Source organism: Pseudomonas triticicola, assembly GCF_019145375.1.
Taxonomy (GTDB): Bacteria; Pseudomonadota; Gammaproteobacteria; order Pseudomonadales; family Pseudomonadaceae; genus Aquipseudomonas; species Aquipseudomonas triticicola.
The window spans coordinates 3,022,381-3,035,982 of record NZ_JAHSTX010000001.1 but is presented as its reverse complement, the minus strand read 5'-3'; the positions used below and the strand labels follow the sequence as shown (position 1 = coordinate 3,035,982).

8 protein-coding genes are annotated in these 13,602 nt (G+C 60.5%); 6 read left to right on the top strand and 2 right to left on the bottom strand.

The genetic code is table 11. From position 1 onward, the window contains the following. The first annotated feature begins 201 nt into the window (after positions 1-201). The 5 genes from aceK to KVG85_RS13460 all read left to right on the top strand — a co-directional run bounded on the left by aceK (position 202) and on the right by KVG85_RS13460 (position 8,612). Complete coding sequence (aceK, locus tag KVG85_RS13480; RefSeq protein ID WP_217864115.1) at positions 202-1,923, top strand: bifunctional isocitrate dehydrogenase kinase/phosphatase; 1,722 nt, start codon at positions 202-204, stop codon at positions 1,921-1,923. 274 nt (positions 1,924-2,197) lie between these two features. Further along, positions 2,198-6,109, top strand: coding sequence for an ATP-dependent RNA helicase HrpA (gene hrpA, locus KVG85_RS13475; protein ID WP_217864114.1), 3,912 nt, complete (start codon positions 2,198-2,200; stop codon positions 6,107-6,109). Between the two features lie 401 nt (positions 6,110-6,510). After that, the gene (locus KVG85_RS13470) at positions 6,511-7,632 is read left to right on the top strand and encodes a beta-ketoacyl-ACP synthase III (RefSeq protein WP_217864113.1); all 1,122 of its coding nucleotides are present in this window, start codon (positions 6,511-6,513) and stop codon (positions 7,630-7,632) included. A 135-nt stretch (positions 7,633-7,767) separates the two neighbouring features. Further along, on the top strand, positions 7,768-8,379 hold the full coding sequence (locus KVG85_RS13465; RefSeq protein WP_217864112.1) for an RNA polymerase sigma factor: 612 nt from the start codon (positions 7,768-7,770) through the stop codon (positions 8,377-8,379). After that, complete coding sequence (locus tag KVG85_RS13460) at positions 8,373-8,612, top strand: anti-sigma factor family protein (RefSeq protein ID WP_056783624.1); 240 nt, start codon at positions 8,373-8,375, stop codon at positions 8,610-8,612. Before KVG85_RS13465 ends, KVG85_RS13460 begins: the two co-directional genes overlap by 7 nt. Positions 8,613-8,870: 258 nt before the next feature. On the opposite strand, the gene KVG85_RS13455 is transcribed toward KVG85_RS13460, so the two are convergent. Next, a complete protein-coding gene (locus KVG85_RS13455) occupies positions 8,871-10,193 on the bottom strand; it encodes a putative porin (RefSeq protein ID WP_041478827.1) in 1,323 nt (440 codons plus the stop codon). 281 nt (positions 10,194-10,474) lie between these two features. Here KVG85_RS13455 and KVG85_RS13450 point away from each other — a divergent pair, with 281 nt between their 5' ends. After that, on the top strand, positions 10,475-11,599 hold the full coding sequence (locus KVG85_RS13450; protein WP_217864111.1) for a GNAT family N-acetyltransferase: 1,125 nt from the start codon (positions 10,475-10,477) through the stop codon (positions 11,597-11,599). A gap of 125 nt (positions 11,600-11,724) precedes the next feature. Here the strand turns inward: KVG85_RS13450 and KVG85_RS13445 are convergent, their stop codons facing one another. Beyond that, a complete protein-coding gene (locus KVG85_RS13445; protein ID WP_130909984.1) occupies positions 11,725-13,557 on the bottom strand; it encodes an ABC transporter ATP-binding protein in 1,833 nt (610 codons plus the stop codon). Between the last annotated feature and the right edge of the window lie 45 nt (positions 13,558-13,602).

Sequence of the window (13,602 nt, the reverse complement as noted above, 5' to 3'; positions counted from 1 at the left end):
CTTGATCGGGACGAGAGTGTTGCCGAGCGTCCGGATCATGGCAACCGCTATTCGGGCTTTTAATTCTGCCTTGGGATTTACCTGCGCGAGAAACCCCGTCAACGGTCAACCCCGTATCGGTTTTGGCAGAAATTGCGCTTTTCCTGCGGACGGTTCCGTGACTAAGCTCAGACCAACCGAATTCCCGCCGAGGTTTCATTTATGTCGCAGCAATGGCCAGCCACCGAGATCGCCCGGATGATCCTCGCCGGCTTCGACGATTACCGCGAGCATTTCCGCCGCATCACCGACGGCGCGCGCGAGCGCTTCGAACAGGCGCGCTGGCAAGAAGCCCAGGCCGCCTCGGCGGCGCGGATCAGTCTGTACGAAGAGAAGGTTGGCGAAACCGTCGCTCGCCTGCGCGAGTATTTCGATGACGAAACCCTGATGAACGTCAGCTGCTGGCCGCTGGTGAAAAGCGCCTACATCAGTGTGATCGACCTGCGCTTCGACGATGAGCTGTCCGAAACCTGGTACAACTCGATTTTCTGCGGGCTGTTCAGCCACGACCTGATCAGCGACGGCTGCATGTTCATCCACACCACGCGCCCGAGCCTGCGCCGTGCCCGCGCCGCGCAAACCCGTACGTACAAGCCGCAGGGCCAGTTGTCCGCGATGCTCGCCAGCATCTTCGCCGATTACCGCTTCAGCGAGGATTACGCTGATTTGCCCGGCGACTTGCTGCGGCTCGAAGCGCAATTGCGCGAAAACCTGCCGGACTGGGTGTGCAAAGACCCGGAGCTAAGCGTCGAGCTGTTTTCCTCGGTGCTCTACCGCAACAAGGGCGCGTATCTGGTCGGACGCATCTACACCCGTGACGAGCAATGGCCGTTGGTGATTCCGCTGTTGCACCGCGAAGGTCGGGGCATTCAGATCGATGCGTTGATCACCGACGAAGCCGATGTGTCGATCATCTTCTCTTTCACCCGTTCGTATTTCATGGTCGATGTACCGGTGCCGGCGGAGTTCATCGGTTTTCTGCGACGCATTCTGCCGGGCAAGCACATCGCCGAGCTGTACACCTCGATCGGCTTCTACAAGCACGGCAAGTCGGAGTTCTACCGCGCGCTGATCAATCACCTGGCCAACACTGACGATCAGTTCATCATGGCCCCGGGCGTGCGCGGCATGGTCATGAGCGTGTTCACCCTGCCGGGTTTCAACACCGTATTCAAAATCATCAAGGACCGTTTCTCACCGTCGAAGAACGTCGATCGCGCCACGGTGATCGAAAAGTATCGTCTGGTGAAAAGCGTCGATCGGGTCGGGCGCATGGCCGATACCCAAGAGTTTGCTGATTTTCGCTTTCCGCTGAGCAAGTTCGATCCGGGGTGCCTCGAAGAGCTGCTTGAAGTGGCGCCATCCACGGTTTCGGTCGATGGCGAGACCGTGCTGATCCGCCATTGCTGGACCGAACGCCGGATGACTCCGCTCAACCTGTATCTGGAAAACGCCAACGACGCCCAAGTGCGCGAAGCGCTGGAAGATTACGGTTTGGCGATCAAGCAACTGGCGGCGGCGAATATTTTTCCCGGCGACATGCTGCTGAAAAACTTCGGCGTCACCCGTCACGGGCGCGTGGTGTTTTACGATTACGACGAAATCTGCTTCCTGACCGAAGCCAACTTCCGCCACATCCCGCAACCGCGCACGCCGGAGGATGAAATGGCCTCTGAGCCGTGGTACTCGATCGGCCCGCTTGACGTGTTTCCCGAAGAGTTTCCGCCGTTCCTGTTTGCCGATTCGGGCCAGCGGAAATTGTTCGATCAATTGCACGGCGAGTTGTACAACGCCGATTACTGGAAGGGCTTGCAGGAGGCGATTCGGGCGGGGAAGGTTATCGACGTCTTCCCATACCGGCGCAAGGGCCTCGACAACGAGTAGCTCTTTTAAAAGCCCCTCACCCCAGCCCTCTCCCAGAGGGAGAGGGAGCTGACCGAGGTGTCTTGGGTCAAACGCCGACCTGAAAGAGCTCGGCGATTATGGATTCGGCAAAGCTCTTTCAGGTCGATGTACCTTTGAAGCATCCCCCAATCGGTCCCCTCTCCCTTTGGGAGAGGGCTAGGGTGAGGGTCGCAATCCCCCTGACACGCCACAATCCCCCCAAATCTGCGACAATCCGCCCCCTGCATAAATAGACGACCGAATTGCCTACCCGATGACCGACGAATCGCCCTCCATCGACAAACTGCTGAAAAACCTCGATCACGCCATGCTCGCCGACCGCCACCGGCTGCGGCGGCAGTTGCTTGAGCTGCGCAAGAAACCCGACGAGGCCAAACTGGCCCAGTGGGTGGCGCGGATGCAGGCGTCCTGCGATCAGGTGCTGGCGCGCCGCGCGAGCCTGCCGGTGATTCGTTACGACGACAGTTTGCCGATCGCGGCCAAGCGCGACGAGATCAAAAAGGCCCTGGAGCAACATCAGGTGCTGATCATCGCCGGCGAAACCGGCTCGGGTAAAACCACCCAGTTGCCGAAGATCTGTCTGGAAATCGGTCGCGGCCAGCACGGTCTGATCGGCCATACCCAGCCGCGTCGGATCGCCGCGCGCAGTGTCGCCAGTCGCGTCGCCGAAGAACTCGGCACGCCGCTCGGAGCGCTGGTCGGCTATCAGGTGCGCTTCGAGGATCAGAGCGATGCCAACACCCTGATCAAGCTGATGACCGACGGCATTCTGCTGGCGGAAACCCAGAACGACCGTTATCTGGAACGCTACGACACGATCATCGTCGACGAAGCCCACGAACGCAGCCTCAACATCGATTTCCTCCTCGGCTACCTGAAAACCCTGCTGCCACGCCGTCCCGACCTGAAGGTCATCATCACGTCGGCGACCATCGATCTGGAGCGTTTCTCCAAGCATTTCGATGACGCGCCGATCGTCGAAGTGTCGGGGCGTACTTTCCCGGTGGAAACCTGGTACCGGCCGCTGACGCTTGAGCAGGACGAGGAGGGCAACCGGGTCGAGGATGACCTGACCGTCGATCAGGCGATTCTCGCCACCCTCGACGAAATCGCCGCCTACGAGCGCAGCGAACGGCGCAGCCCCGGCGATGTGCTGGTGTTTTTGCCCGGCGAGCGCGAGATTCGCGATGCTGCCGATATGTTGCGCAAGGCCCAGCTCAAGCACACCGAAATCCTGCCGCTGTACGCGCGCCTGTCGCCGGCTGAACAGCAGCGGATTTTCCAATCGCACCCGGGCCGCCGCGTGGTGCTGGCGACCAACGTCGCCGAAACCTCGCTGACCGTACCGGGCATTCGCTATGTGATTGACAGCGGCACCGCGCGCATCAGCCGCTACAGCTACCGCGCCAAGGTGCAGCGCTTGCCGATCGAAGCGATTTCCCAGGCCAGCGCCAATCAGCGTAAAGGTCGTTGCGGCCGGGTCGAGCCGGGTATCTGCGTGCGTTTGTACAGCGAAGAGGACTTCCTTGGGCGGCCGGAATTTACCGATCCGGAAATTCTGCGCACCAACCTCGCCGCCGTGATCCTGCAGATGCTCCATCTGCGCCTCGGCGAAATCACCGCGTTCCCGTTTATCGAACCGCCGGACGGCAAGGCAATCAGCGACGGTTTCAACCTGCTGCAAGAGCTCTCGGCGGTGGATCGCAACAGTCAGCTGACGCCGCTCGGTCGACAGCTGGCGCGCTTGCCGGTCGACCCGCGCATGGGCCGCATGCTCCTGGAAGCGGCCAAGCTCGGCAGTCTGCAGGAAGTGCTGATCGTCGCCAGTGCGATGTCGATTCAGGACCCGCGCGAGCGTCCACCGGAGCGTCAGCAAGCGGCGGATCAGGCCCATGCGCAATGGAAGGATCCGGATTCCGACTTCGCCGGCCTGGTCAATCTGTGGCGTGGTTTTGAAGAACAGCGCCAGGCGCTGACCGCCAATCCGCTGCGCAATTGGTGCCGGAAGAACTTCCTCAATTACCTGCGTTTGCGCGAGTGGCGTGATTCTCATCGTCAGTTGAGCCTGATCTGCCGCGACATGCAGTTGAGCCTGAACAAGGAGCCGGCGGATTATCCGAAGCTGCACAAAGCGGTACTGGTCGGATTGCTCAGCCAGATTGGCCAGAAAACCGAAGACGGCGATTACCTCGGCGCGCGGCAGCGGCGCTTCTGGATTCATCCGTCGTCGGGCATCGGCAAGAAGCGCCCGCAGTGGCTGATGACCGCTGAGCTGGTGGAAACCACCAAGCTGTACGCGCGCATGGTCGCCAAGATCGACGCCGACTGGATCGAGCCGCTGGCCGGGCACCTGATCAAGAAAAACCACTTCGAACCGCACTGGGAAAAAAAGCGCGGCCAGGTCGTCGCCTACGAGCAGATCACCCTGTTCGGCCTGATCGTCGTCGGTCGCCGCCCGGTGCATTACGGCCCGGTCGATCCGGTGGTATCCCGTGAGCTGTTTATCCGCGAAGGTCTGGTGCGCGGCGAGATTCAGTCGCGGGCCAAATGCCTGAGCGCCAATCAGAAACTGCTCGAGCAGCTCGACGAACTGGAAGCCAAGGCTCGCCGGCGCGACATTCTCGCCGACGAAGAAACCCTCTACGCCTTCTACGATGCACGTCTGCCGGCGGAGATCCACCAGACCGCGACCTTCGACAGTTGGTACAAGGTCAACAGCCAGAAAGATCCGCAGCTGCTGATCATGCGCGAAGAAGACGTGCTGGCCCGCGAGGCCAGTGAAGTCACCGCCCGTGATTACCCGGACACGTTACACATCGGCGATCTGGAACTGGCGCTGACTTATCATTTCGAGCCCAATCACCCGCGCGACGGCGTGACCTTGCGCGTGCCGGCGCCGTTGCTGCCGATGTTGCCGCCGGAGCGTCTGGAATGGCTGGTGCCGGGCTTGATCGAGGCCAAGTGCATAGCCCTGGTGCGCAACCTGCCGAAAGCCCTGCGCAAGAACTTCGTGCCGGTGCCGGACTTCATCAAGGCCGCGTTGCAGCGCATGACTTTCGCCGAAGGTTCGCTGCCGCAAGCGCTCGGTCGCGAGCTGCTGCGCATGACCGGCGCGCGGGTCAGCGATGAAGCGTGGGTGGAAGCGGCGCAGCAGGTTGAGAGCCATCTGCGCATGAACCTGGAAATCGTCGATGGTCAGGGCAAGTTCCTTGGCGAAGGCCGCGATCTGGCTGAGTTGACCGCGCGCTTCGCCGAAGCCAGCCAGGCCGCGTTGGCGGTGCCGCAGAGTGCGAAAAGTCAGCAGCCGGTCGAGGCAAAAGTTTTCGCGCCGGTGGCGGAAAAGACCCAGCAGAAGATCGCCGGGCTGTCGATGACGGTGTACCCGGCGCTGGTGGAAGAGGGCGGCACGGTCAAGGAAGGGCGCTTCTCGACCCCGGCCGAAGCCGAGTTCCAGCATCGTCGGGCCTTGCAGCGTTTGCTCATGCAGCAACTGGCCGAGCCGGCTAAGTTCCTGCGCGGCAAGTTGCCCGGGCAGACTGAACTGGGTCTGCTGTATCGCGAACTGGGCCGGGTCGATGCGCTGGTTGAAGACATTCTGCTGGCCAGCCTCGACAGCTGCATTCTCGAAGGCGAAGACCCGTTGCCCCGTGAAGGCGCAGGATTGGCGGCACTGGCCGAGCGCAAGCGCGGCAACTGGACCGAGCACGCCGAACGTGTCGCGCGCCTGACTCTGGAAATCCTCAAGATCTGGCACGGTCTGCAAAAACGCTTCAAGGGCAAGATCGATCTGGCGCAAGCGGTGGCACTCAACGACATCAAGCAGCAGATCGGCAATCTGGTCTATCCGGGTTTCGTCCGCGAAACGCCGATGCAGTGGCTCAAGGAGTTGCCGCGTTACCTGAAAGCGGTCGAGCAACGTTTCGAGAAACTCGGTGCGCAGGTGCAGAAGGATCGCGTCTGGAGCGGCGAACTCGCTGGCCTGTGGGCGCAATACCAGACCCGCGCGGCCAAGCATGCGCAGGAAGGCAAGCGTGATCCGCAGCTGGAGTTGTACCGCTGGTGGCTGGAGGAATACCGCGTGTCGCTGTTTGCTCAGCAGTTGGGGACGAAAGTGCCGATCTCGGACAAGCGCCTGAGCAAACAGTGGAGTCAGGTCGAGCCCTGACCTGCAGCCATACACAATTCCCCTGTTGGAACAGGCTTTGTGGCGAGGGGATTTATCCCCGCTGGGTGGCGAAGCCGCCCCAAAACCTGCGACCTCGGTTCATCAAATACCGAGCGTGGTGGGCTGGCGCCTGCTTCGCAGTCGAACGGGGATAAATCCCCTCGCCACAGAGTTGAGTTCATGGAGTGAATGGCAGTTGTGCTTGAGAACGGCGCCAAAACCTCGGGTTTATGGCAAACTTCGCCACCATAACCCGCCGTTTCGCGACCCAGAGCCTTCGGCCGTGTCGCGCTGCGGAATAAAACGATGCCAGGTTTGCGTCCCCCGGATGGGAATAGACCCTTTGCGTGTTGGTACGACGGTTCCAGCACTTTCTGCCTGAACAGATTAGAGAAACGACCATGCATAACGTCGTCATCAGCGGCACCGGCCTGTACACACCGGCCAACAGCATCTCCAACGAAGAGCTGGTGCAGTCTTTCAATACCTACGTCGCCCAGTTCAACGCCGATAACGCCGAGGCGATTGCCAGTGGTGAAGTCCAGGCCCTGACCGAATCCAGCGCCGCGTTCATCGAAAAGGCCTCGGGCATCAAGAGCCGCTTTGTCATGGACAAGGACGGCATCCTCGATCCGCAACGCATGGCCCCGCGCCTGCCCGAGCGTTCCAACGATGAATGGTCGGTGCTCTGCCAGATGGCCGTCGGCGCTGCCGAACAAGCCCTGCAACGAGCCGGCAAAACCGCAGCCGATATCGACGGCGTGATCGTCGCCTGCTCCAACCTGCAACGCGCTTACCCGGCCATCGCCATCGAAGTCCAGGAAGCGTTGGGCATCGAAGGTTTTGGTTTCGACATGAACGTGGCGTGTTCTTCCGCCACCTTCGGCATCCAGGCCGCCGCCAACAGCGTGCAACTGGGCCAGGCGCGGGCGATCCTGATGGTCAACCCGGAGGTCTGCACCGGGCACCTGAACTTCCGTGATCGCGACAGCCATTTCATCTTCGGTGATGCCGCGACTGCGGTGATCATCGAGCGCGCGGATCTGGCGACCTCCCCGTACCAGTTCGACGTGGTCAGCACCAAACTGCTGACCAAGTTCTCCAACAACATCCGCAACAACTTCGGCTTCCTCAACCGAGCGGCGGAAGAGGGCATCGGTGCCGGCGACAAGTTGTTCGTGCAGGAAGGCCGCAAGGTGTTCAAGGATGTCTGCCCGATGGTCGCCGAACTGATTGGCGAGCACCTGGAAGAGAACCAGCTCAACGTTGGCGACGTGAAGCGTTTCTGGCTGCACCAGGCCAATCTGAGCATGAACCACCTGATCGTGCGCAAGCTGCTCGGCCGCGAAGCTACCGAAGAAGAAGCCCCGGTGATTCTCGACAGCTACGCCAACACCAGCTCCGCCGGTTCGGTCATTGCCTTCCACAAATACCAGGATGATCTGGCCTCGGGTTCGCTGGCGGTGCTCAGTTCGTTTGGTGCCGGTTATTCGATCGGTAGCGTGTTGCTGCGCAAGCGCTGAAACAGGTTAATTTCCCCTTAATCGCGTCGATCTTTCCTACATTCGAAGCGGCTGAAACGCTGTAATTTTTCGGACGTCGCGGCAGGTGCACACCTGCCGCGTTCATTTTCGAAGTCCGGACAAGGGGATTGATGGATGGCGGCTGACGACACCCAACTGCTCACGCGCCTGCTGGCGGGGGAGCAAAAGGCTTTCAAGGAACTGGTCACCACGTATCAGAGCGCCATGCGCGCTGTGGCTTACGCGATTGTCGGCCAGCGTCATGTCGAGGAAGTGGTGCAGGATGCCTGGCTGTCGGTGGTGCGTCATCTGGCCAGCTTCGAAGGCCGTTCCAGCCTCAAGACCTGGTTGCTGACCATCACCGCCAATTCGGCGAAGAATCGCTACAAGCTCAATCGCCGGGAAGTCCTGCTCGATGACCTGCCATCGCCCCACGGCACCATCGGTGACGATCGATTTTCCTCAAGCGACGGCCATTGGCTGGTCGCGCCGTTTGCCTGGCATCAGGACACCCCAGAGGCGCTGCTCACCGAAAACGAACTGCGCGAATGCCTCGAACACACCTTGCTGAGTCTGTCCGAGTTGCAGAGCAGTGTCCTGCTGTTGCGCGAACGCCAGGGCCTGGAGCTGGAAGAGATCTGTAATCTTCTGGAGATTTCGCTCTCCAATGTCCGCGTGCTGCTGCATCGGGCACGTTTGAAGGTCTTTGCGACCGTGGAACATTTTGAGGAGACAGGAGAATGTTGACCTGCAAGGAGCAAGTGGCACGATCCAGCGATTATCTCGACGGCCAACTGAGCTTTCGCGAGACGCTGATGGTGCGTCATCACCTGTTGTTCTGCCCCAACTGCCGGCGCTTCATGCGGCAGATGCGCGTGATGCAGGCAACCCTGAAGGCGCTGCCGGACAAACCGGACGAGAACGTCGATGCCTTGGCTGAACGCCTGGCTGAGCAACGACGAAAAGACAACCCCCTGTAGGAGCTGTCGAGTGAAACGAGGCTGCGATCTTTTGATCTTGTTTTCAGGATCAAGATCAAAAGATCGCAGCCTTCGGCAGCTCCTACAGGGGGTTTTTGCATCCTGCAGAAATAACCCGGTGCGGATGAAACGAACGGATGATGGGGATCGTCCCGCCCGCACCGGATTGAGGCAGCTTCAAGCTTCAAGCCTCAAGCTGCGAGTAAAGGCATTCACTCGCAGCTCTTGGCTTGTAGCTTGTAGCTTGCAGCTGCCGTTTTAGAACTTCGCTTCAGCATCCAGCTGCAGGGTGTTGGCATCTGCATCGCGCTGGCTGCGGCTGGCGAAGTCGGCCTTGGTCAGGAAGTACGTGGCGCCGACGGCGAAGTTCTTGTCGATGTCGTACCCGACCTTGAACTTGTGCCCGCGCGAACCGGTGGTGCCGTTGGCAAAGTCGGAGTCGGTGAAGGCGCCGACCACGGCGTTGCGCTGCACGTCGCGATAGTTGTAGTCGAGGTTGAAGCCGAAGACTTTCGACTTGGCGCCGAGCAACCATGCGGTGTCCTGATCGGTCACGGCATCGTTGTTCTTCACGTACTGGCCGTAGAACGACAGCGGCATTGGCAGGCCGCCGATGTCGATCTGGCTGAACCCTTCATACAGACGGAATTCGTTGTTCGCCGAGTTGCCGTTGACCGCCAGGGCGCACGGCGTCGAGGTGCCGGTGCAGCGGCTGTCTTCGTCGTTCTGGTAGGCGTAGACACTGCCGCCGACTGTCATTTTCAGGTTGTCGGTGATGTTGAAGCGGCTGCCCAACTGGCCAGCGGTCAGGCGCAGGTCGTGGCGGAATTGCACGCCGTCGCCGTCAACGTTGTCCTTGAGGTTGTAGTTACCCAGGCTGCCGAACAGTTCGGCGCTGCCGCCCAGTGGGTATTTGTAGGTAACGGCCAGACCTTCCGGGTTGATGTCGCTGTCCCAGATCACGTCGCCCATGCTTACCCATGGTTGCAGCATCTTGCCGCCGATCACGTGCAGGTTCTTGATCTGATCCGGGTGATAGTCGATGTAGCCGAGGTCGAGCCAGATCTGCTTCTTGTCGAAGTAGTTGTCCTGATCCTGGTTGGTCGAGCGCGCGTCGTCACCGCCGCCGGTGGCGATACGGATACCAGTGTCGACTTGCGGGTTGATCTCGGTATACGCGCCCAGACGCGCACGGATGCGCTGGCGGTCCTTGTCGCGGCCGCCGTTGTTCGGCTCGCCGTCGATCTTGATGGTTTCCTGACGGATACGTACGTCGCCCTTGAACTGGGTCTTCGCCGCCCAGGCCAGTTTCTGATCGAACAGGCTCTGTTCGTTGGTCTTCTTCGCGACCGCCGCTACTTGTTCGTTGGTTTCCTGCTGCGCCTGTTGGGCGATTTGCTGAGCCTTCTGATCCTTGGCCAGTTCTGTTTGCAGCTCGATGTACTGCGCCTGGGAAATCGACCCGTTGGCCTTGAGCATGTCGAGCAGTTTGGCGTCGACTGCAGCACTGGCCGGAACGCTCATGGCCAGCAACAAGCCGCCGCACAGGGCCGCTGCAGTTTTCGTGGAAGCAAGACGCATAGCAATCTCCGAAGATGAAGGGGATGGCTGAACCATCCTGGGCACAACCGGCCTGAAGGCCGGAAAACTGTGTCCGGGTTAGAACCCGGCGCTCTAAAAACAGGCGCCAGTATCGCGATGGTTTATGACAGAGCGGTGGCACAGTGATGGCAGGTTGATGACGATGCGGATCAGGCGTGAACTATCGAGTTAGAGCGCTGTCGGCCGATTGAGCGTGTGCAATGGGGTCGCGATAAGCGATACTCGCCGGGCTTTGTCGCCAAGCTGTGGAGTGCCAGTGAATGACGTTGCAACGCCTGCAAGACCTGTCAGAAATCGTCCCGGCAAGCTGGGATGCGCTGGTTCCGGACAACCAGCCGTTCCTGCGTCACGCCTTCCTCAGCGCGCTGGAAGACAGCGGCAGTGTCGGCCCGCATTCAGGCTGGCAGCCCGAGCATTTGCTGCACATCGAAGATGATCGACTGATCGCCGCACTGCCCAGTTATCGCAAGTGGCATTCCTACGGCGAGTACGTTTTCGATCACGGCTGGGCCGATGCCTGCGCGCGTGCCGGCATCGATTACTACCCCAAACTCCTGACCGCCGTGCCGTTCAGTCCGGTCAGCGGCCCGCGCTTGCTGGCGGCAACAGTGGAGGACGGTTTCGAACTGCTGAAAAGCCTGCCGGGCTATTTGCAGATCGAAGAGCTCTCCAGCGCGCACATCAATTTCACTGATCCGTTTACCGATGCGGCGATGGCCGAGCAACCGGGCTGGCTGCAGCGTATCGGCTGTCAATATCACTGGCAGAACCGTGAATACCGCGACTTTCAGGACTTCCTCGACGCCCTCAGTTCGCGCAAGCGCAAGCAGATGCGCAAGGAACGCGAGCAGGTGGCGGGGCAGGGCTTTGAGTTCGAGTGGCTGGAGGGGCGTGAGCTGGACGAGGCACAGTGGGATTTTGTGTACGCCTGCTATGCCAACACCTACGCGGTGCGGCGTCAGGCGCCATATCTGACGCGGGAGTTCTTCAGCCTGCTGGCTGAACGCATGCCCGAGGCGATTCGGGTGGTTCTTGCCAAACAGGGCTCAAAGCCGGTGGCGATGGCGTTCAGCCTGGTCGGTGGCGACAGTTTCTACGGGCGTTATTGGGGCTGCCTGGCCGAGTTTGATCGGCTGCATTTCGAGACGTGTTTCTATCAGGGCATGGATTACGCGATCGCCCATGGCATCCAGCGTTTCGATGCCGGGGCGCAGGGCGAGCACAAATTGATTCGCGGGTTTGAACCGGTGATTACCCATTCCTGGCACTACCTGCGGCATCCGGGTTTGAAAGCGGCGGTGAAGGATTTTCTCCAGCAGGAGCGCGCGGGGGTTCTGGCCTATGCTGAAGAGGCCCGCACCGCGTTGCCTTATCGCCAAACCTAGTTCCAGATCCCCTGTGGGAGCGAGCCTGCTCGCGAAAGCGTCGGGTCAGTTGACGAATTTGTCGCTGATCCATCGCATTCGCGAGCAGGCTCGCTCCCACAGTTTTTTCACCGCACCGCCAGGCATCAATCGATGCCGACAAACCCTCCGGTCTGGTGCGCCCACAACCGTGCATACAAACCACGATGCGCAAGCAGTTCGGCGTGGGTGCCGCTCTCGGCGATCTTGCCGTTTTCCAGCACCACCAGACGGTCCATGCGCGCGATGGTCGAGAGACGGTGGGCGATGGCGATCACGGTTTTGCCCTGCATCAAGGTCTCTAGGCTTTCCTGAATCGCCGCTTCGACTTCCGAATCCAGTGCCGAGGTGGCTTCGTCCATAATCAGGATCGGCGCGTCCTTGAGCAGCACCCGCGCAATCGCGATGCGCTGGCGCTGACCGCCCGACAATTTCACCCCGCGCTCGCCGACATGCGCATCGAAACCGCTGCGGCCTTCAGCGTCGGACAGCAGTGGAATGAACTCGTCAGCGCGAGCCTTGTGCACCGCCTCCCACAGCTCGGCATCGGTCGCATCCGGTTTGCCGTAAAGCAAGTTGTCGCGGATCGAGCGGTGCAGCAGCGAGGTGTCCTGAGTGATCATGCCGATCCGCGCGCGCAGGCTTTCCTGGCCGACTTCGGCGATGTTCTGCCCATCGATCAGGATGCGCCCGCCCTCGACGTCATACAGGCGCAGCAACAGGTTGACCAGGGTAGATTTGCCGGCGCCGGACGGGCCGATCAAGCCGATTTTCTCCCCCGGTTTTATCGTCAGATTGAGGTCGCCGATGATCCCGCGCTTCTTGCCGTAGTGAAAATTCACGTGCTCGAAACGCACTTCGCCCGAGGCCACGGCCAGCGGTTTGGCCTGCTCGCGGTCGGTGACGCTGACCGGTTGCGAGATGGTGCGCAGACCGTCCTGGACCATGCCGATGTTTTCGAAAATGCCGGTGACCACCCACATGATCCAGCCGGACATGTTGACGATACGAATCACCAAGCCGGTGGCCAGGGCAATCGCGCCGACGGTGATCAGCGACTGCGTCCACAGCCACAATGCCAGCGCGGTGGTGCCGACAATCAGCAGGCCGTTCATGGTAGTAATCGCCACGTCCATGCTGGTCACCACGCGACCGGCCATTTGCGCTTTGACGGTCTGTTCTTCGATGGCTTCCTTGGCGTAGTGCTGTTCGAAGTTGGTGTGGGCAAACAATTTCAGCGTGGCGATGTTGGTGTAGCCATCGACGATGCGCCCCATCAATTTCGAGCGCGCGTCAGAGGCTTCCACCGAACGCTCTTTCACGCGCGGCACGAAGTAATACAGCGCGCCGATGTAAGCGACGATCCAGGTCAGCAACGGGATCATCAGGCGCCAGTCGGCCTCGGCGAACAGCACCAGCGAACTGATCGCATAGATCACCACGTGCCACAGCGCGTCGACCGCTTGCACGGCAGAATCGCGCAGCGAGTTGCCGGTCTGCATGATGCGCTGGGCGATGCGCCCGGCGAAGTCGTTCTGGAAGAAATTCAGGCTCTGCTTGAGTACGTAGCTGTGGTTCTGCCAGCGAATCATGCTGGTCATGCCCGGGCTCAGGGTCTGGTGCACCAGCAGGTCGTGGAGGGCGAAAAATATCGGCCGCAGCACCAGGGCCACCACCAGCATCCACGTCAGTTCGAGGGCGTGGTCACTGAAGAAGTTCGGGTTGGGCGTGCCCTGCGCCAGATCGATGATGCGGCTCAGGTAACTGAACAACGCTACTTCGATCAACGAGGCAAACAGGCCGATGACGAGCAGGGCAGCAAAACTTGGCCAGACCTGCTTCAGGTAATAGACGTAGAAGGGCCAGACGCGGTCCGGCGGGGACGCCGTCGGGGCGTCGCGGAAGATATCGATCAGTTGTTCGAAACGGCGATAGAGCATCAGATAACCGCCCGGAATCCGGGCTCTCCTTTTATCAGTGCGAGC

What these genes read in the sequence shown, in the direction of transcription:
- KVG85_RS13445 (WP_130909984.1), bottom strand. Translation starts at nt 13,557, where the DNA reads ATGCTCTATCGCCGTTTCGAACAACTGATCGATATCTTCCGCGACGCC.
- KVG85_RS13460 (WP_056783624.1), top strand. Translation starts at nt 8,373, where the DNA reads ATGTTGACCTGCAAGGAGCAAGTGGCACGATCCAGCGATTATCTCGAC.
- KVG85_RS13470 (WP_217864113.1), top strand. Translation starts at nt 6,511, where the DNA reads ATGCATAACGTCGTCATCAGCGGCACCGGCCTGTACACACCGGCCAAC.
- aceK (WP_217864115.1), top strand. Translation starts at nt 202, where the DNA reads ATGTCGCAGCAATGGCCAGCCACCGAGATCGCCCGGATGATCCTCGCC.
- KVG85_RS13465 (WP_217864112.1), top strand. Translation starts at nt 7,768, where the DNA reads ATGGCGGCTGACGACACCCAACTGCTCACGCGCCTGCTGGCGGGGGAG.
- KVG85_RS13455 (WP_041478827.1), bottom strand. Translation starts at nt 10,193, where the DNA reads ATGCGTCTTGCTTCCACGAAAACTGCAGCGGCCCTGTGCGGCGGCTTG.
- hrpA (WP_217864114.1), top strand. Translation starts at nt 2,198, where the DNA reads ATGACCGACGAATCGCCCTCCATCGACAAACTGCTGAAAAACCTCGAT.
- KVG85_RS13450 (WP_217864111.1), top strand. Translation starts at nt 10,475, where the DNA reads ATGACGTTGCAACGCCTGCAAGACCTGTCAGAAATCGTCCCGGCAAGC.